We start from the raw sequence: 22,067 nt of genomic DNA on the forward strand, positions 1-22,067 counted from the left end.
ACCCCTCACCGCCCGCCGGCGGCCGCCCCGACGAGGGCGAACGGGACGGCGGCGAGGGAAGCGACGGCGGCGGCGACGAGAGCCGACAGGATAGCCAGTCCGGGCGACCCGCTCGCCTCGGTCATCGGAACCCACGCGACCACCGCCGCGGCGAAGGCGAGAGTCGCGGCGGCGGCGACGCGGCGGACGGGCCACCCACTCGTCGCCGCGACGCCGAGGGGGTAGCCCAGAATCGGAAGCGTCGCGGCGAAGAGGCTCGCGGCGGCGAGCGACCCCGAAACGACGCCCGCGGCGACGACGCCCGCCGCGGTCAGGGCGGCGACGGCACCCCCGACGGCGACGGGGAGCAAGGAGCCTCGGAACGACGGCGGCGCGCCCCGCGAGTGGAGTCCGACGAGGAGTGCGCCGGCGGCGACGCCCGCCGCGACGGGGAGAAACGGCGAGTCCGCGGCGAGTCCGAACAGGAGGCCCGCGGGGACGCCGCCGACGAGGAGGAGTGCGAGGACGCCGAGTCCGACTTCGCGGGCGGTGACTCCCCGGGAGGCGTCGCGGCCGAGGAGAGCGCCGAGGAGTCGGTGGTAGCCGACGAGCGAACCCGCGAGCGTCGCGCCCGGGAGGCAGACGAACCACAGGAGGTTCGACGCGACGGCGCCGGAGACGCCCAGACCGAGTGCGACTCGCGAGAGCGCGGACCGAACCGGCGACGGGAGCGCCGTCGGCGCGAACACGAGGAAGAAGTCGTCGCCGTCCCCGCCCGGGGCGGTGAGTACCGTCCGGTTCCCGTCTGCGCGGACGTCCGCGCCCGCCGGGTCGTTCGCGAGGGAGTACCCCGAGGGCGCGACGACGGTCAGGGTGTCGCAGTCGAACGTCCGGTACTCGGGCCCGCGGATGCGGAAGTGGTCCACGCGGTAGAGGCCGCCCGGCGTCCGCGCGGCGAACGCCTCCGTCGCGTGGCGCACGACCAGCGAGTGCGAGTCCGCGCCCTCGGCGGCGACGGTGACGGCCGACGCCTCGGCCGCCCCCGATATCTCGTCGAGGACGCTTCGGCGGAGCGAATCGTCGGCGAGGAGTCTGGTCGCCGTCGCGGGGTCCGCGAACGTGACCGTCGTTTCCCACCGGGCGCTTCCGTCCTCGCGGACGACTGCGCGTGCCGAACTCGATTCGACCGTCGCGTTCAGACCGGCCCGGTTCAGCGCAGACGCGACGGTCTGCCCGCAGAAGGGGTCCGCCGGTTCCCCCTGCGGACTCCCGGCGGCGGCAACGGGTGCGGGGGCGACGGCGACGACGAGGAGGAGACAGACGAGGGCGAGGGCGGCGGAAGCGAGCGGGCGGTCCGTCATCGTCGGTGAGATTCGTTCCGCCCGATAAATGTCTTCCCGCATCGACGCGGCGCGAGGGCGTCCGACGCCGCCGTCGAGGGCGCGGTTCGGATGACGCGGCGCTTTTATGCGGCCGTCGCTTTCCGTCGAACATGGACTGTGGGCGGTGTGGGACGCCGTTAGAGAAACCGGGAGACTACTGTCTCACCTGTAACACCGCCAACTGCGACACCGTCGTCGTCGTCTTCGAACGGGCGCGCGCCGAACTGACGATGCTCGACGAGGAAGAGGTGATAGGGAAGACGACGGTGACGACCATCCCCGAAGACGGCGACGAGAGTCGCGTCGTCGAACTGCGGAACTTCGCCGGACTCGTCGCCGACGAGGTGCGTCGGAAGCGCCCCGAGGAGGTGTACGCCGCGGGCGACAGGGACGTCCTGCGCGAGACGCGCGCGCAACTGCACCACGAGTTCTTCCGCGTCGCCGGCGAGAACCCCGTCGAACGCGTCCTCGAACGGCGGGGCGAACGCGCCCTCGAAGTCGTGGAGACGCCGCCCCGAGAGAAAGTCGGCGGCACGCACTCGACGCTCATCGGCGGGCGGAAGGGCCGCCGGGCCATCGGCGTCGTCGCGGGCCACCCGCACGTCAAGAAGATAATTCCCGGCCCGATAGACGCAAGCGGGAAGGGTTCCCGCACGAGTCTCCGCGCGAAGGTGACCCGCGCCGACGGCAACGGCAACGTCCGACTCCTCCTCCGCGACGGGTCGAGCGTGCAGGAGAACCGCGTCGTCACGACGGCGATGGACACCGAAACCGGTGAGTTCGTCCGCGACGACCTGAACGACGCCCTGCGCGAGGCGGAACTCCAAGACGGCGAGTGAGGGGCGTCGCCGGCGCCGACGCGCCGGAGACGGCGTGCCACCCCGACGCACGCGGCGAGGACGACTCGTAGGCTTTATCCGCCCGCCCCGGGTATCAGGCGATACTATGGCCGAAAAGAAGGCACGAAAGACCGGCAGCGCCGGTCGCTTCGGCGCTCGCTACGGGCGCGTCGCCCGACGCCGGGTCAAGGAGATAGAAGCCGAGATGCGCTCCGCGAAAGTCGACGGCGACGACGTGACGCGCGTCGGCACGGGCATCTGGAAGAACGAGGAGACGGGCGAACTGTTCACCGGCGGCACGTACCGCCCGCAGACGCCCGGCGGAAAGCAGGTCCGTCGCTCCATCCGCGCGGCGCTCTCGTCGGACGACGACGAGTAACGCGGAAGATACAACACGCTTCACAACTCACGATACACAATGAGCTACAAGTGCTCTCGCTGTAAGCGCGACGTCGAACTGGACGAGTACGGCGGCGTGCGCTGTCCGTACTGCGGGCACCGCGTCCTCCTGAAGGAGCGCGCGCCCGACGTGAAGGAAGTCCCGGTCGAGTAACTCCTGTCTTTCTCTCTCGACTCGATGGACGGCGCGCACGACGCGACGCTCGAATTTTCCTACGCCGACGAGCGACGCGCCCGCACCGTCGCCGAGAGCGTTCGCGTCGAAGTCGGCGAGATAGACGACGCGCGGTCGGCCGCGGGCGTCGAACGCGAGGGGAACGTCGTCCGCGTCCGCGTGGACGCCGCGGACCTCGTCGCCCTCCGGGCGGGGACGAACTCGTGGCTCCGCCTCGTCTCCGTCGCGGAGACGGTGGCGGCGGACGCACGAGAACGCTGACTCGGAGGCGCAGGAGGCGTCCCGGCGTCCCACTCGGCGGGCGGAATACGGGCCTTTTTCAGTCAGCATCCCGTCGGCCCGAGTATGCAGGGTAATCTGCCGCCGGAAGCACAGGAGAAGCTCGAGGAACTGCAGGACCTCCAGGAGACCGCACAGCAGGTCGCCGCGCAGAAACAGCAGGCCGAGTCCACGCTCACCGAGTCCAAGACGGCGCTCGAAACGCTCGAAGACGTCGACGAGGACACCGTCATGTACCGAGAGATCGGCGAACTGCTCGTCGAGACGGAGTACGACGAGGCGTACGACGACCTCGAAGAGAAGGTCGACACCCTCGAGATTCGCGTCGAGCAGCTTCAGAAGCAGGAAGAGCGCGTCCAAGAGCAGTTCGAGGACCTCCAGAGCGAACTCCAGCAGATGCTGCAGGGCGGCGCGGGCGGCGGCCCGATGGGCCCCGGCGGCGCAGGCGGCGCGTAAGCGACGATGCCGTCCGACGAAGAGGTCGTGGAGACGGCCGCCGAGGCCGCGGAGGGCGTCATCTTCGCGCGCTACAAGCAGTCCGAGGTCACCGACTTCGACGTGACGGTGACGTTCGAGGACGGCGTTCTCGACGTGGACGTGTACGTCAACGCCCCCGAGGACGCCGACGCCGACGCCGACGAGGTGGCCGACGAAGCCGCACTCGCGGCGCAGGACGCCGTGGACGAACTGTTCGGCGAAACCGACGCGGCCGAGTCGTAGCGGTCAGCGCGAAACGCACTTTTTGACGACACCCGCTCGTTCGTGAGAAATCGTTATATTCCTGTGTGCTATATGGTGCCATATGGCAACCAGAAACCGAGGCGGTGGGACGCCGCTGGAGCGGCTTCGAACGCACTACGAACGGACGCGGTCGCGGTGTACGGCCTGCGGATACGTGGACGAAGACTGCGAGTGGACGGCGACGACGACGGGCCGCCGGGTGACCTACGAGCACGTCTGCCCGAGTTGCGGAACCGTCGATACCGCGGAGATACGCCTGTAAGGCGGAGTTGAAAGCGGCGTTCGAAGGAGTTCGAGGGAAGCCGCTACGCGAACAGGAAGATGAGGACGCTGACGGCCATCGCCGCGAGGATGACCGAGGCGGCGAACGCGCCGCCCATCGAGACGACGGCGTTCGCGTGACTGGCGAGCGTCTCCGTGCGGTCGTTCCCGAAGACGGTCACCTCGGCGAGTTCGACCGCAACCCCGGCCTCGACGGGTTCGCAGTCCGCCTCGGCCTCCTCTACGAGGTCCGCGACGAGCGTCCGGAGTTCGTCCCAGTCTATCGCCGCACCGACCTGATTGTCGGCTTTGACGGTGTTGACGATGTGGGTGTCAGTCGTCATCACCTCCGCCACGTCGGCGGGGGCGTCCTCGCCCTCGGTGAGGTCCGAGAGCAGTTCGTCGCGGAGTCCCGGTTCCATGTTGTTGCCGTCCACGAGGACGTACGCCGTCGTCTGCCCGTTCACCTCGGTGACGGAGACGCGGATGCCGAGGGGGCCGATTCCCTCCATCGGCGTCCAGTTCGTCCGGTGCCACGCGACGCCTAGAGAGACGTCGCCGCGGTCGGCCTCGCGCAGTTCCTCGCCCGCCAGTCCCGCGGCGGTTATCATGTCGAAGGAGCGCTTCGACCCGGGCGTGACGTGCCCCAAGTCCGGGCCGTCGAGGCCGTTGTTGGAGTTGTGCGCGTCCACGAGGAGCACGTCGTCTAACCCCTTGGTCCGCGCCTCCGCCGCCGCCGAGAGGCCGACGGCGTACTCCACGTCGTCGGCGAAGCCCGGCGCGTACGTCGACACCAGCAAGGCGTCGTCGCCGAACCCCTGCCCGAGCATCTTCGCCTCGCCGGACTCCGTGCGGACGCTCTCGGTCGCTTCGGTGCCGTACTCGATGCTCCGGTAGGCGTCCTCGGCGGTGTCGAGGATGGTGTCCACCTCGCGTTCGGTGACGAGGTTGAAGTCGTGACCCGCGGTGGCGTGCGGCGGGAACGCCAGTCCCTCCGAACGCCGGGCGACGCGTTCGGGGAAGTTGCCGCCGCCGATTTCGCCCATCGGCCCGGGGTGGATCATCGGCAGGACGAACCGCGCCTTCTCGGAGCCGCCGGGTTCGCGGAACGACAGGACCGTGACGGGCACGACGGCCTCCTCGCCCAGTTTCTCGAAGAACGTCTCCAGTTCCCGGGAGCCCTCGGCGACGTGGCCGATGAACCCGCCGAGGAAATCGAGCATGGAGACGCCGAGGCTCCGCCGCCACGGTCGGTCCACGACGACGATGAAGCCGTAGACGAAGGCGGCGTACACCGAACACATCACGCCGAGGATGAGGAAGTGGTCCGGCGAGAGCGCAGAGAGCGCGGCGGGGGCGTGGTCCGCCCGGGAGAGGTACGGCGTCAGGTACGCGCTGAGGAGCGACCCGCCGAACGAGAGATACCGGAGGGTTCCGCTGTAGACGAACAGGAGCACCGCCGCCGTCAGCGTCTGGATGCTCGCCGGCACCGCCGCGACGAGAATCGACAGTTGCGAGACGGCCATGATGACGAGTAACCGGAAGGCGAACACCGACGCGAGGGCGACGACGAGGGCGTCGAAGACGAACCGCTGGTCGAGGGGGGTGAACACGGAGACGATGGCGGCGATAGTGACGATGGCGACCATTATCACCTCCGAGACGAGGGCGAGAAGCGACGACCGGTTCGGCGTCAGTTTCCCGCCGACGAACCGGTCGACGCCGGTCGTGCCGAACACCGCGACGATGGTCGGAACGCCGATGAAGAAGATTCCCTCCCACGCGTCCTTCCCGAGGAAGAACAGGCCGCGCCACGTCCGAACCGCCTCGCCCGTGTCGAACGCGGCGACGCCGGCCATCGCCGCAAGAAGGAGGGCGAACCCGAGGCTGGCGTACCAACTCGGGGCGCGGAAGATGAACCGCGACAGTCCCGCGAGGTCACTTTGAGTCGCCGTCATGCTGAGACGTTCACGTCTTCCGTACTAAAACTCGTGCGACTACTGTTCGCAGATGGCGAGGAAGTTCTCGAACACTTCTCGGCCCTCCTCGGTGTGGGCGACTTCGGGGTGCCACTGGACGCCGTACAGGTCGCGGTCGGTGTCGCTCATCGATTCGATGCCGCAGACGTCGCTCGTTCCGGTGTGGACGAACCCCTCGGGGAGTTCCTTCACCTCGTCGGCGTGACTCGCCCAGACGCGCGTCTCCGGCGAGAGCGACCCCACGAGGGGGTCCTCGTCGTCGAGGATTTCGACGTTGACGTCCGCGTACCCGCCGTAGTCGCCGGATCCGACCGCACCGTCGAGTTCGGCGGCGAGAATCTGCATGCCGAGGCAGATGCCGAGGACGGGAACGTCGAGTTGGAGGTACTCCGCGCAGTTGCCGATGCGGTCCATGTCGGGGCCCCCCGAGAGGACGATGCCGTCGGCGTCTATCTCCGCGGCGGGGGTGTCGTTGTCGAGGAGTTCGACGTCCACCCCGAGATCGCGGAGCGCCCTGTGTTCGAGGTGGGTGAACTGGCCGTGGTTGTCGATGACGACGATGCGGGTCATCAGTTGCGCACCGCTAGTCGGGACGCGGACAAAAAGCGTCCGAAACGTCTCGGCGGGGAGACGACGCCGATGTCGGCCGATTCGGCGGTGTTCTGCGGGAAACCCGACAGGTAAAGGGCTCCGCCCTCCTGCGTGGGGACGTGGACACACCCGGCGTCGCAACGTACACGCGCCTCCGACCGGCGGCGCGGGCGGCCATCGGCCTCGCACTCGCCGTCGTCGTCCTCGCGGTGTTCGTCTGGTTCACCGGGGGCGTCGCCGTGCTTCGGGCCATCTCGCGGGCGGACCCCGGCCTCGTCGCCGTCGGAAGCGGCGCGGGCGTGGCGGCGATTCTCTCGTGGGGGGAGGCCCTCCGGCGCGCCCTCGGCGGGACGAGACCCATCGGCGGCCTGAAGTACCGCCTCACCTACCTCTCGGGCGACTTCGCCCGGCAGGTGCTTCCGATGGGACGCCTGAGCGGGTCGGCGATAATCGCGTACGCGGTGAGCAGGCCGTTCGACTACGAGTACGAGGAGGGACTCGCCGCGGTGACCGTCACCGACCTGTTGAACCTCGTCTCCGCCATCTCTCTCTCGACGCTCGGCCTCGCCACCGTGTTCCTCCGCGCGGACGTGGGCGACGTGCGGACGTTCCTCGGCGGTCTGACCGGCGCACTCGTCGTCGCCGTCGGCGTCGTCGCGTTGGTGACCCGGCGGCGACGCGTCGTCGAACGCGCCGTCACAGCGGTTTCCGGCGGCATCCACCGCGGGGCGGCGCGCCTCGGCGTCGAGTCCGTCGCCGCCGCCTTCGAACCGGAGTCGATGCGCTACCGCGTCGAGAGCTACTTCGGCGCGTTGGACGCCGTCGCCGGAGACAGGCGGCGCGTCGTGGCGACGGCGTCGTTCGTCGCCGTCGGGTGGATGGCGTTCGCCGCGTCGCTGACGGCGGCGGCGGCGGCGTTGGGCGTCGGCGTCCCGTTCGCGGCGGCGTTGTTCGTCGCGCCCGCCGCCGGCCTCGTCGGGTGGTCGCCGCTTCCCGGCGGGGCCGGCGGCGTCGAAGTGGCCGTCACCGCCGGGTTGGTCGCCGTCGCGGGCGTCTCCGTCGAATCCGGCGCGGCCGTCGCACTCCTCTATCGCGTCTGCAGTTACTGGGTCGTCGTCGCCGTCGACGCCCTCGCGACGGGGCTGCTGACGGCCATCGAGGCGAACTGAGCCGACTCAGAGCGACTGCGGGTCGAACCGCCGGTTCTCGCCGTCCCACTCCGTCCTGTCGTTGTCCTCGCGGGTGTCGAGGTACACCTCCACGCCGTTTCCGTCCGGGTCCTCGAAGTACAGCGCTTTGCTGATGCGGTGGTCCACGGGGGCGAACTCGACGCCGCGGTCGGAGAGGCGTTCGGCGGTCAGGCGGAGGGCCTCGGCGGACGGCACCTCGAACGCGGCGTGGTAGAGGCCGACGCCCATCCCCGGCCCGGACGCATCCGGACCGACCGCTTGGAGGGCGACGTCGTGGTGGTGGTCGCCGAAGGAGAGGAAGGCGTAGTTCGCGTAGCGTTCGGCGACGGAGAGGCCGACGACGTCGCGGTAGAACTCGACGGCGCGGTCCACGTCGCGGACTTTGAGGTGGACGTGCCCGAGTTCCGATGGGACGGCGTCGGCGGGCGTCTCGTCGCCGGGCGTCTCGTCGGCGGACGCGTCGTCGTTCATACGGCGGGTACGCGTTCGACCGCAAAGACGTTCACCCCTCCGAACGGGCGTTCGACGCCCGTACCCGAGGCTACTCCCCGCCGAATCTGTCCGCGGCCGACTGGAAGCCGAACTCCGCCTGTTCCTTCGACCGGCGTTCCTCCCGCGCGGCGAACGCCTCCGGGTCCGGCGAGGCGTCGTCGTCGATGCGGGCGAACGACTTGTGGACCTTCGTGTGACACCACCGACAGAGCGCGACGGTTATCTCGTGGCTCGGTTCGTCGGCGTCGGCGTCGCTACTGCCGCCGTACGACAGGTGGTGTTCCTCCAAGAGCGGTCTGCTGTCGGACTCGTGGGCCATGCGCACCTCTTCGAGTCCGCACCGGACGCACTCGCGCCCGTCGGTGGTCGAACGGTAGTGCGGGCAGTCGCGCCACTCGCAGTCCTCGTCGGCGACGAGGCACTCGTAGTCGTCTGCGCGTCGCGCGGCGGCGAACTCCGGGTCGTCGCCCGCCCTGTCGAGTGCGAACCGGCACCGGCCGTCGCCGGTGAGGTGGTCGCACGCGCCCGCGTGGTCGTACGGGTCGTCCACCCCCACGGGCGTCCCGGTCGGCGTCTCCTCCATGTCCGTCGCTTCGGACCCCGGAGGCCTTCGTTCTTCCGTCGCGAGGCGGACGGTGCGGGCGTCCGGTAGGACTCGACGCGGCCGTACGAGCAGTTCGCCGACACGTACCCGACCTGAACTGTTTTGTAGGACGACCGCAGAAGGCAACGCGTGCAGGTCGAACACCTCCGCGACGGGAACAGACGAACGCTGGCCACGGACGTCGAAGTGGCCGACTCCTTCCTCACGAAAGCCCGCGGGCTGATGTTCCGCCGGGACGTGCCCGACGACTACGCCTTGGTCTTCCCCTTCGACGACACCGACAGGCGAAGCCTCCACATGGTGTTCGTCCCGTTCCCCATCGACGCCCTCTGGCTCTGCGGGGGCGAGGTCAAGAAGAAGAAGCGACTCTCGGCGTGGACGGGCATCGGGTTCGGCGTCGCCGACACCATCGTCGAACTCCCCGCGGGGGCGGCCGACGACGTGGACGTGGGCGATACGGTTCGCATCGAGTGACGCTCGAACCGGACGGCACTCCGACGCGAACCCGACGGACAAAATCTGTCGAGAGGGTTCGTTTTAAGTACGTCCGCGGCAACGGAGTGTGTGAGCACATGACTCGTGGTCGATTTATTCGGGGGTAACCCCAACAACACCCCTACATCCGTTTTGGATTCAGACGACCGGGTACAGCTTCTAGACACTACTCTGCGCGACGGAGAGCAAGCGCCGGGTATCTCGTTGACGCCCGACGAGAAGGCGGACATAGCCCGCGCTCTCGACAGGGCGGACGTCCCGTACATCGAGGCCGGGAGCGCCTGCACCGGCGAGGGCGAACGCGAGACCATCCGCAAGGTCACGTCGCTCGGACTCGACGCGACGGTGACGAGTTTCGCCCGCGGCGTCAAGCGGGACGTCGACCTCGCACTCGACTGCGACGTGGACGGGGTGACCATCGTGGTCCCCGGAAGCGACAAGCACATCGAGCGAAAGGTCGGCACGACGCACGACGAGGTGGTCGAAGACACCGAGGAACTCGTCGCCTACGCGAAGGACCACGGCCTCTGGGTCGAGGTCATCGGCGAGGACGGGTCCCGCGCGGACCTCGATTTCCTCGAACGCCTCATGCGCGCGGCGTACGACGCGGGCGCGGACCGCCTCTGTTACGCCGACACCGTCGGGCACGCCGGTCCGGAGACGACGTACTCGTACGTCGCTCGCCTCGCGGACATCGGCCCCACGTCCACCCACACCCACGACGACTTGGGGCTGGGCATGACGAACGTCTACGCCAGCCTCGCGGCGGGCGCGGACCTCGTTCACGCCACCGTCAACGGCATCGGCGAACGCGCGGGCAACGTCGCACTCGAAGAGGTCGCCATCGCGCTGTCGCACTGCTACGGCGTCGAGACGGCGAAGCTCGACGAACTGTACGAACTCGCACAGAAGGTGGCGATGGCGACGGGCGTGCCCCTCCCGCCGAACAAGGCCGTCGTGGGCGAGAACGCCTTCACCCACGAGAGCGGCATCCACACGGACGGCACGCTGAAGGACGACACGATGTACGAACCGTACCCGCCGGAGACGGTGGGTCGGGAGCGTCGCCTCGTTCTCGGGAAGCACGCCGGCCGCGCGGGCGTCCGCGCCGCACTCGAAGAACACGGCGTGGACGTGAGCGAGGAGGAACTGGCCGCCGTCGTCGAACGCGTGAAAGCGCTCGGCGACCGGGGCAAGCGCGTCACCGACGCGGACCTCCTCGCCATCGCCGAGGACGTGCAGGGCCGCGAACGCGACAGGCGCGTCGAACTGGTGGACCTCACCGCCGCCTCGGGCGGCGGGACGCCAACCGCGAGCGTCCGCCTCCGCGTGGACGACGAGGAACGCGTCGCCTCGGGCACGGGAAGCGGACCGGTGGACGCCGCCGTCGAGGCGGTTCGCTCCGCGCTCGGACCCGACGCCGACGCGCAACTGGACTCCTACCACGTCGACGCCATCACCGGCGGCACGGACGCCGTCGTCACCGTCGAGGTGGAGATGAGTCGCGGCGACCACTCCGTCACCGTCGCCGCCTCGGACGCGGACATCACCCGCGCCAGCGTGGACGCGATGGTGAACGCCCTCGACCGACTCCTGCAGGCGGAAGCCGAGGAGTCGAAGCCCGCGCCGCAAGCGGACGACTGACCGGGTTCGCCCGGTAGTCGAGGCTCGTCCGGGTTCCTCGCCCGGCGACTCGTTCTCCTCCGACGCCGCACCCGCCAGCGACCGCTCTCCCGTCCGTCGAAACCGGCGAAAAAACCGAGGCCGTCAGCGGTCCGCTTCGGCGACGAGGTGGGTCCGACCGGGCCGTCGCTCGAACCGAACGTCCATCCCGTCGAGGTTGGACCGCGCGAACTCCGCGACGTCCCACGTGGAGACGTCCGTCACGTCGATTCGTTGCGTCTCGCTCGGACGGCTCGCTCGTTTCTCGACTGTCGTCGCGTGCATACTTTCACTACGACCTGAACGGATATGTACCTCAGCCTAGGAGAGTGAAAGTAAAATCGACGGAAGGCGCGTGGGCGTTCCGGATCTGGTATCTCGATGGTAACTTCTCCGCGCGAAGGGACGAGTGCGGTCGGAGAAACCACCCCCCGCCGTGGTTTCGGCCGGCGAGTGCCGCCACTTTGGGGCCTCCCGACCGGCGACGGGACCGAACCCCGGCGGGGAGTGCGACTACGCCTCTACGAGGGCGCGAACCGACTCGATATTCTCTCCCGGCGTTATCCGCCCGGACTCGGGGCAGTAGCGGACGGCGCCCACCGACTCCAGTTTCGGGAGGTGAGTGTGGTGGAGCCTCATCTCTATCTGTCGGCGGTCGTGTTCGGGTAGCGCATCGAGCGAAGCGTTCCGCCGTCCGGACGTCAGCCACCCGGCGAGCAACGAGAGCGGAATCGGACGGTCCTCTTCGGCGAGGATTTTCACGACGGTGCGGCGACTCTCGTCGACGAGAACCGCGAGATAGCCGTCGAGAACGTCTTCGGATGGAGGGTTTTCGTGTTGGTCTGACACGGTACGCTACATACGTCCCCCACATACCAAAAGTATGCACATTCTCGTGCGGTAGCACTTCCGGTCGAGGGACCTACTCGACGCGCGGTGTCGGAACGCACCGCTCGAAGGTGAGTCTCCGAGAAAGCGCCGAGGGTGAGATTGTGAACTACGGTCGCTCCCGATGATCGCTCCCTAGTTCAAATCTCACGTCCGCGCTGCACGGCGACCCGCGCGTACCGCGGCGCGACGAGACGCGCCGCTTGTGAGGTGGGTCTCTGAGAAAGCGCCGAGGGTGAGATTTGAACTCACGTGTCCGAATGGACAGTAGATTTCGAATCTACCGCCTTGGCCGGGCTAGGCTACCTCGGCTTGCACACGTTGGTAGTCGCGGGGTTCATTAATCGGTTTCGATTTTCGCAGACACCGCGGGCGTGACCCAGACTACTAAGTCACGAGGGGACGCGTGACAGTCATGGACATCCCCGACGCGAGCGAAGCGTGCGACGAGGTGCTCCGCGAGGTGTCGCGGGCCGTCGTCGCCGACAGCGCGTTCCTCGAACGAATCCTCCTCGGCGTCCTCGCGCGCGGCCACGTCCTGATAGAGGACGTGCCGGGGACGGGCAAGACGCTCACCGCCCGGAGCGTCGCCACCGCCCTCGGCCTCTCCTTCTCGCGCGTGCAGTTCACGCCGGACCTCCTCCCCTCGGACGTGACCGGAACCAACATCTACGACGAATCGAACGGGACGTTCGAGTTCTCGAAGGGCCCCATCTTCGCGAACGTCGTCCTCGCCGACGAGATAAACCGCGCGCCGCCGAAGACGCAGGCCGCCTTGCTGGAAGCGATGGAGGAGGGACAGGTGACGGTGGACGGCGAGACGCACGCTCTTCCGAGTCCGTTCTTCGTCATCGCCACGCAGAACCCCGTCGAGAGCGAGGGGACCTTCCCCCTCCCGGAGGCGCAGGTGGACCGCTTCGTCGTCAAGACGGACGTCGGCTACCCCGGCGCGGAGGGCGAAGTCGAACTCCTCCGCCGGCGACTCGGACGCGAGGCGCGGAGCCCCGAGGTGGGGTCCGTCCTCCGCGGCGACGACGTGGCGGAACTCCGCCGCGCGCCCGAGGCGGTTCGCGTGGACGACGACGTGCTCCGGTACGTCGCGGACGTCGCGCGGGCGACTCGCTCGGACCGGCGAGTCGAAGTGGGCGTCTCCCCGCGCGGGACGCAGCGACTGCTCGAAACCGCCCGCGCCCACGCCGTCCTCGCGGGGCGGGAGTACGTCACCCCCGACGACGTGAAAGGCGTCTCCCCCTCCGTGCTGGCGCACCGACTCGTTCTCACCCCGGACGCGCAGGTGAACGACGTGCGGAAGGCCGACATCGTCGCGGACGTTCTCGAACGCGTCGAAGTGCCGACTATCGAGTGACTAGCGCCCGCGCCTGACCGTCCGGCCGGACTCGCCGCTTCCGCGGAGTGCGGAGACGAGCGCAACCGTCCCGAGGAGCAACAGGACCACCGCGGAGACGGGTTGACCGCCGCCCGCAGCGAGGTAGACTGCGTAACAGACGGCGGCCCCGAAGACGCCGACGAGGAGCGTCGTCGCCGCGTGGACGACGACGAGGCGCGAGGTGTCGGTTTCGCGCCCGAGTTGCTCGCCGACGCCGAGGGCGTTGTCGGCGGTGTCCCACGCGAGGACGGTTCCGAGCGCCGCCAAAAGCAGGGGCTCCGGGGGGGCGCCTCGCACGCCCGCGAGAAGGACGCTCACGAACAGGGCCGCCGAACCGAGCGTGACGAGGCGGCGCGAGGCGCGGTAGAGGCCGACGCCGAGGAGGAGAACCCCCGCCGCCGCCGGCGCAATCGCGCTCTGGGACGCGAGCGTCGCCGAGAGGAGCGCAACCGTCGCCGCGACGAGAGCGAGCGACGACCCGAGGACGGGCGGCGACCGGGTTATCTCGCTCACGCCGACCACCGCCGGGCGGCGCGGGCGAGTTCGGTCGCGAGGGGTTCCTCCCCCCAGTCGAGGACGCGGATTCCGGACCGCCTGAGCGCGTCGATTCGGTTCTCGCGTTCGATGCGGGCGAGGCGGCGGCCGGGCGAGTCGTCCGCCGTCGGGTCCGGGCTGACGACTGTCACGAGGTGGCCGTAGGCGTCGATGCGCCGGGCGGTGAGCGTCGCCACGTCGTCGGCCAACGGGGAGAAAAAGAGCACCTGCGCGTCCGTCGGGAGGCGGCGGCGGAGGCGACGGATGGAGACGGCCACGAAGTACGCCTCCTCGGAGGGCGTCGGCGCGAGTGCCGGGTGCGACCCGAACAGTTCGCGGGCGCGGGCGCGGTGGTCCGCGCCGGTGCCGGGCGGGAGCCAACACTCGTGCGGCGAGAGGGCGGCGACGCCGACCCGGTCACCGCTATCGAGGAGCGACGTGAACGCCTGCGTCGCGGCGTCGACGCTCCGTTCGACGGCGTTCCGGTCGCCCTCGGCGGGCGCGACGTACGCCTCCGTGCGGGCGTCCACGAGGAGCACCACCGTCGCGGCGCGTTCCTCCCTGAACTCGACGGTGCCGAGTTCGCCCGTCTTCGCCCGGCGCTTCCAGTCGATGCGGTTCAGCGGGTCGCCGTGGCGGTACTCGCGGGTCGCGAAGAACTCCAGTCCGACCCCCGAAACGTCCGTCGCGACGCGGCCGGTGTACTGCGTCGTGAGGCCGCGAAGCGGCAGGTCCGCCGTCGCGTCCAACGAGGGCGCACAGCCGAGAACCGTCGCCGTCTCGGCTTCGAACTCCGCCGTGCGCTCTTCCTCGCCGCTCGGACTGCGGACGACGGCCGTCAGCGGCCCCCACTCGTGTTCGCCGCGGACCGCCTCCACCTCGTAGGAGAACGTCGCCGACGCACCGGGTCGGAGGGCGGTGCCGAGGCGCGCCGACCCCTCGACGACTTCCAAGGCGGGCGGCACCTCGTCCACGAGGCGGAGGTCCGAGAGCGTCGAGTCTCCGGCGTTCCTCACGGTGACGGTCACCGTCACCCGGTCCCCGGCGTCGGGGGCGTCGTCGCTCAGTTCGCGCGTCAGTTCGAGCGTCGGCGGCGGCGCGACGCCGAACCACGCGTAGGCGGTGTAGGCGACGCCGAGACCGGCGACCAGAAGCAGCGACGGTTGCTGGGCGACGACGCCGACGGCGCCGGCCAGAAGCGTCGCCCCCTCGATTCCGGTCCACCGGTTCGTCTCGAAGGCGCTCATCGCGCCTCCCTCCCGTCGCGCGCGCGTCGTGACGCCTCGGACTCCCGCCGGTCGCTCCCGTCTCGGAGTCGTTCGACCGCCGCGACTGCTCGTGTGGCCCGAACCGCCGCGACGTCTCCGCGGACGGCGAGGCGGATGCGAGTCCGGAGGGGAACCGCCGCGTCCGCCCCGAGATACCGCGCCGCGACGGGGTCGTCGGTCCACGACCCCTCGTCGATTCGCGCCTCGGCCTCCGCCTCGGTGCAGTTGTCCCGGAGGACGAGCGTTTCGACCGCCGACTCGCGGATTCGCTCCCGGACGCCGGAGGACCCGCGACCGCCGCGCCACCCGCCCGCCACGGAGAGTTCCCGGTCCGCGTCCTCGCCCGGGACCGGAACCCGGTAGCGACGCTCCGTGTCGCCCGTCTCCGTCGCGAAGACGGTCACGTTCCGCCGCCGGAGGGCGTACCGGAGTCCCTGAACGCCCGCGATGAGGCCGACGAACGTCACGAACACAGTCGTCGCGTTCAGTCCGGGGACGGCGAACCCCGCCAGACCGGCGAGGCCGCCGAGGACGAAGACGCCGCCCGCCGCGGCGGTCAGGTCCGAGAGGTTCACGTCTCCTCCCCCGCGCCGGCGTACGTCGATTCGATTCGGCGGAGCGCCTCGATCGCTCGCGCCTCTCTTTCCTCCGTCGGCGCTTCGCCGCCGTAGCGCACGTCCTCGAACAGGCGAGTGAGTTCGGTCACGTCGTCGCGCGCCATCCCGGCGGCCACCGCCGCGTCGGCGAACTCGCCGGGCGTGCTCGCCTTCGGGTTCGAGATGTCGAGGAGGTCGGTCATCTCGCCCCACGCGCGGTACACCTCGTTTTCGACGTCGGCGTCGCGTTCGATTCTGTCGGCCGCCGCGCCCGCCGCCCGACCGATGTCGCCGACGTCGACGTCCGGTTCCTCCGCGTCCTCGTCGACGGCGGCGTCGGACGCCTCGTCGTCGCCCGTCGAGAGGACGAGGAGGGCGACCGCTCCGACGAGTGCGAGAGCGAGGACGAGACCGAAGACGGCGCTCGGGGCCGTCAGTGCGCCGCCACCCGAACCCGACGCTCCGCCGCCTCCGATAGGCGCAGAGACGTTCGGGAGTCCGGCCCCCGGCACGACGCCGGCGGATGTAGAGCCCTCGACGGAACAGACCGTCAGAAACGCCCACAGCACGTACCCCGGAACGCCGAACGAGACGAAGACGGCGAGGGGAGGTAACACCGACCGCGTCTTCCTGTACGTCGCGGCGACGACTCCCGCGAACAGGACGAGGAGACCGACCATCACCAGCGGACGGGTGAGAAACGGGATGCAGACCGGGCCGAAGAGTCCGCCGCCCGACCCCCCTTCCTCCGCGGGGCCGACGTCGTCCACCGTCGTCGGGCCGGCACCCGTCGCGCCCGACGGCCCGACCCCGCCGCCGGCCCCGCCGGTCACGGCCGTATCGATGGTGGCCGCAGCGACGCCGAGGGCGACGAGTGCGAGGAGGGCGAGGGCGAGCGTCCGACCGGCCGATCGCTTCACGACACGGGATACCGCGACACACGATAAAGTAGTTTCGAGGGAGAACAGTCCGCCGGAGGCGAATCCGTCGCCGCCGACTGTCGCGACGCACGTCCCCGGGGCCGTTCGCAGGCGGCGACGCCGGAGGCTAAAGTTATATCAGGGTGACACGAAGACGGATGCGTGTCGGTGGTCCGACTCGAACGAAACGCTCGGGCGAGAGCCGAAAAGTCGCACAGACGCCGAGTATCTCGGTCTCGTTCTCTCGACGGGAACCGTTCCAGCCCGACTGGAATTTTCGATTCGGCGTGGAACTTTATTGTCAGACTAAGTAAAGGTTAAAGTAGTCGTGCCGCCTATCCAAAACTGTCTCCGGGACACCTCCCCGTGCAGGAGTGTCGTGGAGATACAACGGCCCCGAAGCCCCCCCGTGACCCCAACCGGTGTGCCGGGACGAACTCTCCCAACCGGGGGATGCCGTTCCCCATCCCCGTTCTTCGGCCCTCCGAGCGAATCGACTCTCTCCGCTGGGTTTAGGTTCACTCGTTTCCGATTACCCGTTTATGAGCAGTATAGAGCGTGAATCGTTCGTCGAATTCGTCACGAGTTCCGCAACCCGGGAGTCCGTCCTCTGTCGCGTGGCGGACGCGCCCGCGACGACGCAGACTCTCTGTGGCGAACTCGACGGAAGCGAGTCCGGCATCTACGCGGCCACCAGTCAACTCGAAAAGAAGGGTCTGCTCCGTCGCGAAGGCGAGGAGTGGTCGCTGACGGGACTGGGCCTCATCGTCCGAGAAGTCGTGACGGACCGCCGCAAACTCGACGCTCTCCTCTCTTCGAACAGCGATTACTGGCGGACGCACGACGTGACGGCCCTGCCGAAGGCGTTCCGGTCGCGACTGCAGGCGCTTCTGGGGTCGGACGTGGTTCAGGTGTCGGACGCCGACCCGGCGGGCATCGTCCGACTCATCCGCGAACGACTCGTCGAGTCGAAACGAGTCGCCGTCGCCGCGCCGGTGCACTTCCCGAACCTCGGACAGACGCTCAGAGAGGTGTGCGCGGAGTATCCCGGTCGCCTGCTGATCACGGAGGCCGTCGTCGAGGAGATTCGACGCCACGACGGCGGCGAGGTGCCGGTACCGGAGAACCTCTCGATTCGCGTCGCCGACGTGAAGTTCGCCCTCGCGGTGACCGACGACATGTCGTTCCTCTCGCTTCCCACCCTCGACGGCGAGTACGACGCCCGGACCGAAATCGTCGCCGACGAGGACCAGTCGACCGAGTGGGCACTCGACCTGTTCGAGTGGTCGTGGCGACGGGCGACGCCCATCGAGGAGTACCCGGTTCCGACGCGCCGCATCTGACGCCGCCACGACCACTTCGGTTCTCGCTCTCTCCTCCGCGTTTCGCCCCCGGTTTTCCGCCTCGTTCGTCTCCTCCCCGCCCGACGCGTAGTCCGTACTCGACCCTCCACCTCCGTCCGTCGCCGCCTCCCCTCGCCGTCGTCTCGGCGACGTGGTTATCACTTACGATACTCTTCCTATAATCTCGATTCAATTTCCTGACTGAACGCTTTTCGATTCGCCGCCCTGTCCCCCGAATATCTGCGCCTCGAACGGTCTCCTCGGCGGTTCGTTTCAGCGGCGTCATATTATCAGTCTCGAATCGGCTTCTCTATCCTTAAGTACGGAGACGAGGCAAGTCGTCGTCATGTTCGGAACGAGGACTGTCGCGCGGGGGAGTCGATGAGTCGCGGGCCGACGCTCTCCGTCGGGGGGACGGACGATGCGAACGAGGCGAACGGACGGGTACCTGCCCCCGTACCGCCGTCGGACGGCGACGCGTGGTACGCGCCGGACGTTCGGGCGCAGTACGAAGTCGCGCCGGGCGTGGTGACGACGGTGCGCGACGACGGAGACGGCGTCGGGTTCGTCTACGAGGTTCGGGAACCCGGATTGGGGCCCCGCGAGGAGGAAGCCCTCGAGGCGATTCGGTCGCACTTCTCCGTCGTCAACCGGCGGCGACCGCTCACCCGCGAAGGCACCTCGGAACGCGCCTCGGGCGGCGTGCCGCCGAAGTACCGCCGCGTGTTCGACCGACTGTTGGACGCCTCGCCCGCCGCCCGGCGGCGCGTAGAGTATTACGCCCTCAGGGAACTGCGCTTGCTCGGCGAGGTGACGCCCCTCGCACTCGACGACCGAATCGACGTGGTGGACGTGAGCGACGAGGACGGGAGCGGTTCGCTCGTCGTCCACACGAGGGACTACGCGCCCGCGGTCACCGAGTACCGCGCCGACGCGGAGTTCGCAGACCGAATCGCCGGAGAGCGACTCAGACACTACACCGTCCCGTTCTGCGGGTTCGACGTGGACGTGGTCGTCTACCGCGAACATCTACTGGGCGACGACCGGTTCACGACGAAGTACGCCGTCCTCGAACCCGACCTCCTCCCGGGCGACGAGGAACTCATAGACGAGTGCAAGGAGCGAATCTGGGAGGCGAACGTCGACGAGGTGGTCGAGGACAGACGCGCGTTCGTCGCCGAACGCGCCCGGCAGTTCCTCTCTCGACAACTCACCGCGCGCAACACTCGCGCGTGGATGGAGGCGACGGAGTACCGCGTCCGGACCGCACTCGCGGAGTACGGTCTGGCCGTCCCGCCCGTGGACCGGCGGTTCGCCGAGGACCGCTTGGACGACTTGGTGTACTACGTCCTCCGCGACTACGTGGGCGAGGGCGTCCTCACCGTCCCCATCCGCGACGGGCACCTCGAAGACGTCGAGGCCAACCGCGTCGGCGAACGCGTGAAGGTCATCCCGCGGGCGGGCATCGGCGATGGGAACCGCGTGCCGACGAACCTCGCATTCGAGGACGAGACGAGTTTCGTCAACGTCGTCACCCAACTCGCGGCGTCACGAACGTAGTCTCTGATTCAAATTAAGGAATTCTGCCAGTGTTATTGGAGGAAGAATGACTAGTAATGAATCCAACCATATTTGGAAACATATTTCAACAATGGTATTTTTCTAGTAACTATGAGTTCAAAGTGTTCGTTCTCAGTTAAAGATGAAAACACTCAGTATGAGTGTTCTCGTCCAGTTTGTGAGAAGAGCGAAGATAGATGCATATTCCATTTGGATGACGAAACACTAGAAGAAATCGATCAAAAAGAAGTTTTTGAGGAGTTTAAACGAGAAGTCGAAACAGAATCAAACCTCGATTTTAGAGGCATAAATATCCCCTATATTGATTTTTCTATGGTGAAAATACCTTCTGAATATTCCACCTGGTTTGACTTTGATCATGCCACAATTGGAACATTAGATCTTTCTAATTGCGATATTACGATTCCACTTTCGATTTTAAGTGCAGAAATCGATAAGATGGATCTGAGCGGGGCAAGAGTAACAAGCATAATAGAATGCACGGATTCGACGATAGGAACAGTAGACCTACAACATTTGATTAGCGACTCCGCAATTTCATTCAATGATTGTGATATTGAGGGAGATGTTAAATGTGGATCATCGAACCACCATATATTTAACATTATGAGGAGCAACGTGAAGGGAGATTGTGACTTTCTAGGATCAGAGTTGGATGTTATTCGACTCACCGGATCCTTACTCAAGGGATACGTCAAACTGAACGGAACATCAATTAAGGAAGTCCACTGTCACGGTGTAGATTTCAAAGGTGGAATCTCATGTATGAGGGCTGAATTCACTAAAGCAGTCCACTTCCAAGAATCAACGTTTCATGAATCTGCTGATTTCAGAGCTACTAATTTAGGAGGGGACGTTGATTTCCGTGGCGTGATATTCTATTGTGGACCCACATTTAGAGAAGCAGATATCCATGCAGGGAATTTCAGATGTATTCGATCTAACAGTGAGATCTCTTTTTACCAGGCAGAGTTTTCTGGACAAACTAGGATATCATCGTGCGAACAGCAGATATTTGACCATTTTGACATTGATGATAGCGAGGATGAAATCGAATCTCTAAATTTTAACGGAGCTTACTTCCACGGAGATCTAATTATTAGAGATTCTAAGGTAAATAATGATGTGGCATTATCTAGGTCGGACTTTAACCGTAACTTACACATCCTGAATGTAGAGGTTGGCGGAAACATGGAAATGATTTCTTCAGTTGTGCGGTCTCGATTTGTGATCAACTCCACAGAGGTGAATGGGGATATAGAGATGGTCCACAGTCAGCTTGTATGTATAGTTGAGTTCACCGAACTTACTGCCAATTCATTAAATCTTAGTCGAACAGAGCTAGGAAAAGTAAGCCGAATAACAGATATGAGCCTCATGGGGGAGTTTGATATTTCTAATGTAAATCAGGAATCTGACCTCATAATTGAGGATTCTTCGATAGAGAAGATAAATGCGATAGCAAGTTACTTCTCAAATCTCCACCTACACGATATCGATATAGATTCAATTGGGCGCTTCGATAGCACGACCTTTGACAATTTCCATATAGATCCAGTTGATAACGGCCATATCCAAATATATTCCTTTTTGGAGTCAACGATCAAGAAAGGTCGAATCGAACATCCATCAGAAAATCAGCCATTTTACGATATGACTTCCACTACTTTAGGCCCTATCGACATAATTGCACCAGAAGGCGTAGAAAGTCTTTCACCCTTCCAATTTGTGGAAACTGATTTTGAAGGATTTGACTTTACAGACCACCGGCAGGAATTAGAAGAAAACAATTGGGAATTTGACTATTCTAAGGTAGACGTGGAACGGAGGTTAGGCGAGTCAGACATCAATATAAGGGAAGTGACTGATGAAGAACTGACAGAAGAGATGATGTATAGATTCCCGGACGTTTCTAAAGAACAAAAATCACAAGAAACGACATATCTTAAGGCTAAGATTGGTGCGAAAGAGGTTGGGGACTATAAATCTGCGTCAGAATTCCTCATACAGGAAATGCGGATGAATAGAAGTCGGCATCGAAATACTCTATCCTCTGAATCACTTATTGAACAGGTTCCAGGCACAATACAACGAGACGTTAATTGGAGATGGATTCGGTCGTTCTTGTCATATACAACGAATAGTATATTGGACCATAGTTGCGGATACGGTGAGAAAATCTGGAAGATTGGTGGATGGATGTTACTATTCATATTTGTTCCGGCAGCCATATATCCATTTACAGACGTAGTGAATGGAACGACCGGAAGAACGCTATCAGAGGGAACAGTTATTGAAGTAGCTATTAGCAGCCTATACTTTAGTATATCAACATTTACTACTCTTGGATATGGAGATTTCCAACCAAGAGGCGATATTGCACGGATAGTCGCAAGCACAGAAGCCTTTGGAGGAGTATTTTTAGTTGGGTTACTCTTATATGCGCTTGGGAAACAGGCTTCAAGGTAACTAGAAGTTATCA

At 65.7% G+C, this 22,067-nt stretch carries 24 protein-coding genes, 1 tRNA gene and 1 pseudogene; 14 read left to right on the forward strand and 12 right to left on the reverse strand.

Annotated elements, in window-relative coordinates:
• Positions 1 to 5: 5 nt before the first annotated feature.
• Positions 6 to 1,340 carry a hypothetical protein gene (locus tag BLS11_RS11620; protein ID WP_092537638.1) on the reverse strand — a complete coding sequence of 445 codons (1,335 nt, stop codon included), beginning with the start codon at positions 1,338 to 1,340 and terminating at the stop codon, positions 6 to 8.
• Between the two features lie 131 nt (positions 1,341 to 1,471).
• Here BLS11_RS11620 and BLS11_RS11625 point away from each other — a divergent pair, with 131 nt between their 5' ends.
• From BLS11_RS11625 to BLS11_RS11655, 7 genes are all read left to right on the forward strand, one after another.
• On the forward strand, positions 1,472 to 2,200 hold the full coding sequence (locus tag BLS11_RS11625) for a DUF2103 domain-containing protein (protein ID WP_092537640.1): 729 nt from the start codon (positions 1,472 to 1,474) through the stop codon (positions 2,198 to 2,200).
• A gap of 106 nt (positions 2,201 to 2,306) precedes the next feature.
• The gene (locus tag BLS11_RS11630) at positions 2,307 to 2,579 is read left to right on the forward strand and encodes an eL43 family ribosomal protein (RefSeq protein WP_092537642.1); all 273 of its coding nucleotides are present in this window, start codon (positions 2,307 to 2,309) and stop codon (positions 2,577 to 2,579) included.
• Between the two features lie 39 nt (positions 2,580 to 2,618).
• A complete protein-coding gene (locus tag BLS11_RS11635) occupies positions 2,619 to 2,753 on the forward strand; it encodes a DNA-directed RNA polymerase subunit P (RefSeq protein WP_089764242.1) in 135 nt (44 codons plus the stop codon).
• Positions 2,754 to 2,777: 24 nt separating this feature from the next.
• Positions 2,778 to 3,035: a KEOPS complex subunit Pcc1 gene (locus BLS11_RS11640; protein WP_092537644.1), complete on the forward strand. Its 258-nt coding sequence runs from the start codon at positions 2,778 to 2,780 to the stop codon at positions 3,033 to 3,035.
• Between the two features lie 84 nt (positions 3,036 to 3,119).
• On the forward strand, positions 3,120 to 3,509 hold the full coding sequence (locus BLS11_RS11645) for a prefoldin subunit beta (protein ID WP_092537646.1): 390 nt from the start codon (positions 3,120 to 3,122) through the stop codon (positions 3,507 to 3,509).
• A 6-nt stretch (positions 3,510 to 3,515) separates the two neighbouring features.
• Complete coding sequence (locus BLS11_RS11650; protein WP_092537648.1) at positions 3,516 to 3,773, forward strand: DUF3194 domain-containing protein; 258 nt, start codon at positions 3,516 to 3,518, stop codon at positions 3,771 to 3,773.
• A gap of 82 nt (positions 3,774 to 3,855) precedes the next feature.
• A complete protein-coding gene (locus BLS11_RS11655) occupies positions 3,856 to 4,056 on the forward strand; it encodes an HVO_0649 family zinc finger protein (protein ID WP_092537650.1) in 201 nt (66 codons plus the stop codon).
• Positions 4,057 to 4,099: 43 nt separating this feature from the next.
• Here BLS11_RS11655 and BLS11_RS11660 read toward each other — a convergent pair whose 3' ends face one another.
• Together BLS11_RS11660 and BLS11_RS11665 are read right to left on the reverse strand one after the other, a co-directional pair.
• On the reverse strand, positions 4,100 to 6,013 hold the full coding sequence (locus BLS11_RS11660; RefSeq protein ID WP_092537652.1) for a DUF2070 family protein: 1,914 nt from the start codon (positions 6,011 to 6,013) through the stop codon (positions 4,100 to 4,102).
• Positions 6,014 to 6,052: 39 nt separating this feature from the next.
• Positions 6,053 to 6,604: a GMP synthase subunit A gene (locus BLS11_RS11665; RefSeq protein ID WP_092537654.1), complete on the reverse strand. Its 552-nt coding sequence runs from the start codon at positions 6,602 to 6,604 to the stop codon at positions 6,053 to 6,055.
• Between the two features lie 140 nt (positions 6,605 to 6,744).
• Between BLS11_RS11665 and BLS11_RS11670 the strand changes: the two genes are divergently transcribed.
• On the forward strand, positions 6,745 to 7,794 hold the full coding sequence (locus BLS11_RS11670) for a lysylphosphatidylglycerol synthase transmembrane domain-containing protein (RefSeq protein ID WP_245698884.1): 1,050 nt from the start codon (positions 6,745 to 6,747) through the stop codon (positions 7,792 to 7,794).
• A 6-nt stretch (positions 7,795 to 7,800) separates the two neighbouring features.
• Here BLS11_RS11670 and BLS11_RS11675 read toward each other — a convergent pair whose 3' ends face one another.
• Together BLS11_RS11675 and BLS11_RS11680 are read right to left on the reverse strand one after the other, a co-directional pair.
• Positions 7,801 to 8,286, reverse strand: a complete 486-nt coding sequence (locus BLS11_RS11675; RefSeq protein WP_092537658.1) for a VOC family protein — start codon at positions 8,284 to 8,286, stop codon at positions 7,801 to 7,803.
• Positions 8,287 to 8,356: 70 nt separating this feature from the next.
• Positions 8,357 to 8,890: a DUF7097 family protein gene (locus tag BLS11_RS11680; protein ID WP_092537660.1), complete on the reverse strand. Its 534-nt coding sequence runs from the start codon at positions 8,888 to 8,890 to the stop codon at positions 8,357 to 8,359.
• A gap of 150 nt (positions 8,891 to 9,040) precedes the next feature.
• Here BLS11_RS11680 and BLS11_RS11685 point away from each other — a divergent pair, with 150 nt between their 5' ends.
• Positions 9,041 to 9,385 carry a DUF192 domain-containing protein gene (locus BLS11_RS11685; RefSeq protein WP_092537662.1) on the forward strand — a complete coding sequence of 115 codons (345 nt, stop codon included), beginning with the start codon at positions 9,041 to 9,043 and terminating at the stop codon, positions 9,383 to 9,385.
• 105 nt (positions 9,386 to 9,490) lie between these two features.
• A complete protein-coding gene (locus BLS11_RS11690; protein ID WP_092537664.1) occupies positions 9,491 to 11,050 on the forward strand; it encodes a (R)-citramalate synthase in 1,560 nt (519 codons plus the stop codon).
• Positions 11,051 to 11,173: 123 nt separating this feature from the next.
• On the opposite strand, the gene BLS11_RS11695 is transcribed toward BLS11_RS11690, so the two are convergent.
• The 3 genes from BLS11_RS11695 to BLS11_RS11705 form a co-directional block, all read right to left on the reverse strand.
• Positions 11,174 to 11,353: a hypothetical protein gene (locus tag BLS11_RS11695; RefSeq protein WP_092537666.1), complete on the reverse strand. Its 180-nt coding sequence runs from the start codon at positions 11,351 to 11,353 to the stop codon at positions 11,174 to 11,176.
• A 228-nt stretch (positions 11,354 to 11,581) separates the two neighbouring features.
• Positions 11,582 to 11,917 (reverse strand): DUF7344 domain-containing protein, encoded by a 336-nt coding sequence (locus BLS11_RS11700; protein ID WP_092537668.1) that lies wholly within the window; start codon positions 11,915 to 11,917, stop codon positions 11,582 to 11,584.
• A 266-nt stretch (positions 11,918 to 12,183) separates the two neighbouring features.
• A tRNA-Ser gene (locus BLS11_RS11705) sits at positions 12,184 to 12,268 on the reverse strand.
• Positions 12,269 to 12,371: 103 nt separating this feature from the next.
• Here BLS11_RS11705 and BLS11_RS11710 point away from each other — a divergent pair.
• On the forward strand, positions 12,372 to 13,322 hold the full coding sequence (locus tag BLS11_RS11710) for an AAA family ATPase (RefSeq protein WP_092537670.1): 951 nt from the start codon (positions 12,372 to 12,374) through the stop codon (positions 13,320 to 13,322).
• Here BLS11_RS11710 and BLS11_RS11715 read toward each other — a convergent pair whose 3' ends face one another.
• The 4 genes from BLS11_RS11715 to BLS11_RS11730 are packed head-to-tail and all read right to left on the reverse strand — an operon-like array spanning position 13,323 to position 16,661.
• A complete protein-coding gene (locus BLS11_RS11715) occupies positions 13,323 to 13,865 on the reverse strand; it encodes a DUF7519 family protein (protein ID WP_175454442.1) in 543 nt (180 codons plus the stop codon).
• A complete protein-coding gene (locus BLS11_RS11720; protein WP_092537672.1) occupies positions 13,853 to 15,124 on the reverse strand; it encodes a DUF58 domain-containing protein in 1,272 nt (423 codons plus the stop codon). Before BLS11_RS11720 ends, BLS11_RS11715 begins: the two co-directional genes overlap by 13 nt.
• Positions 15,121 to 15,720, reverse strand: a complete 600-nt coding sequence (locus BLS11_RS11725) for a DUF7269 family protein (RefSeq protein ID WP_092537675.1) — start codon at positions 15,718 to 15,720, stop codon at positions 15,121 to 15,123. Before BLS11_RS11725 ends, BLS11_RS11720 begins: the two co-directional genes overlap by 4 nt.
• Positions 15,717 to 16,661 (reverse strand): DUF4129 domain-containing protein, encoded by a 945-nt coding sequence (locus tag BLS11_RS11730; protein WP_092537677.1) that lies wholly within the window; start codon positions 16,659 to 16,661, stop codon positions 15,717 to 15,719. The genes BLS11_RS11725 and BLS11_RS11730 overlap by 4 nt, the downstream gene beginning before the upstream one ends.
• 542 nt (positions 16,662 to 17,203) lie before the next feature.
• Between BLS11_RS11730 and BLS11_RS11735 the strand changes: the two genes are divergently transcribed.
• The 3 genes and pseudogenes from BLS11_RS11735 to BLS11_RS11745 all read left to right on the forward strand — a co-directional run bounded on the left by BLS11_RS11735 (position 17,204) and on the right by BLS11_RS11745 (position 22,054).
• Positions 17,204 to 18,004 (forward strand): helix-turn-helix transcriptional regulator, encoded by an 801-nt coding sequence (locus tag BLS11_RS11735; RefSeq protein ID WP_092537679.1) that lies wholly within the window; start codon positions 17,204 to 17,206, stop codon positions 18,002 to 18,004.
• A gap of 381 nt (positions 18,005 to 18,385) precedes the next feature.
• Positions 18,386 to 19,555 (forward strand): annotated as a pseudogene (locus tag BLS11_RS11740) (secretion system protein); the annotation flags it as partial.
• A gap of 120 nt (positions 19,556 to 19,675) precedes the next feature.
• Positions 19,676 to 22,054: a potassium channel family protein gene (locus BLS11_RS11745; protein WP_092537681.1), complete on the forward strand. Its 2,379-nt coding sequence runs from the start codon at positions 19,676 to 19,678 to the stop codon at positions 22,052 to 22,054.
• Positions 22,055 to 22,067 lie beyond the last annotated feature (13 nt).

It is taken from the genome of Halopelagius longus (assembly GCF_900100875.1).
Classification (GTDB): domain Archaea; phylum Halobacteriota; class Halobacteria; order Halobacteriales; family Haloferacaceae; genus Halopelagius; species Halopelagius longus.

What these genes read in the sequence shown, in the direction of transcription:
- BLS11_RS11660 (WP_092537652.1), bottom strand. Translation starts at nt 6,013, where the DNA reads ATGACGGCGACTCAAAGTGACCTCGCGGGACTGTCGCGGTTCATCTTC.
- BLS11_RS11710 (WP_092537670.1), top strand. Translation starts at nt 12,372, where the DNA reads ATGGACATCCCCGACGCGAGCGAAGCGTGCGACGAGGTGCTCCGCGAG.
- BLS11_RS11640 (WP_092537644.1), top strand. Translation starts at nt 2,778, where the DNA reads ATGGACGGCGCGCACGACGCGACGCTCGAATTTTCCTACGCCGACGAG.
- BLS11_RS11745 (WP_092537681.1), top strand. Translation starts at nt 19,676, where the DNA reads ATGAGTTCAAAGTGTTCGTTCTCAGTTAAAGATGAAAACACTCAGTAT.
- BLS11_RS11635 (WP_089764242.1), top strand. Translation starts at nt 2,619, where the DNA reads ATGAGCTACAAGTGCTCTCGCTGTAAGCGCGACGTCGAACTGGACGAG.
- BLS11_RS11675 (WP_092537658.1), bottom strand. Translation starts at nt 8,286, where the DNA reads ATGAACGACGACGCGTCCGCCGACGAGACGCCCGGCGACGAGACGCCC.
- BLS11_RS11625 (WP_092537640.1), top strand. Translation starts at nt 1,472, where the DNA reads ATGGACTGTGGGCGGTGTGGGACGCCGTTAGAGAAACCGGGAGACTAC.
- BLS11_RS11680 (WP_092537660.1), bottom strand. Translation starts at nt 8,890, where the DNA reads ATGGAGGAGACGCCGACCGGGACGCCCGTGGGGGTGGACGACCCGTAC.
- BLS11_RS11665 (WP_092537654.1), bottom strand. Translation starts at nt 6,604, where the DNA reads ATGACCCGCATCGTCGTCATCGACAACCACGGCCAGTTCACCCACCTC.
- BLS11_RS11630 (WP_092537642.1), top strand. Translation starts at nt 2,307, where the DNA reads ATGGCCGAAAAGAAGGCACGAAAGACCGGCAGCGCCGGTCGCTTCGGC.
- BLS11_RS11720 (WP_092537672.1), bottom strand. Translation starts at nt 15,124, where the DNA reads ATGAGCGCCTTCGAGACGAACCGGTGGACCGGAATCGAGGGGGCGACG.
- BLS11_RS11735 (WP_092537679.1), top strand. Translation starts at nt 17,204, where the DNA reads ATGAGCAGTATAGAGCGTGAATCGTTCGTCGAATTCGTCACGAGTTCC.
- BLS11_RS11650 (WP_092537648.1), top strand. Translation starts at nt 3,516, where the DNA reads ATGCCGTCCGACGAAGAGGTCGTGGAGACGGCCGCCGAGGCCGCGGAG.
- BLS11_RS11655 (WP_092537650.1), top strand. Translation starts at nt 3,856, where the DNA reads ATGGCAACCAGAAACCGAGGCGGTGGGACGCCGCTGGAGCGGCTTCGA.
- BLS11_RS11645 (WP_092537646.1), top strand. Translation starts at nt 3,120, where the DNA reads ATGCAGGGTAATCTGCCGCCGGAAGCACAGGAGAAGCTCGAGGAACTG.
- BLS11_RS11620 (WP_092537638.1), bottom strand. Translation starts at nt 1,340, where the DNA reads ATGACGGACCGCCCGCTCGCTTCCGCCGCCCTCGCCCTCGTCTGTCTC.
- BLS11_RS11695 (WP_092537666.1), bottom strand. Translation starts at nt 11,353, where the DNA reads ATGCACGCGACGACAGTCGAGAAACGAGCGAGCCGTCCGAGCGAGACG.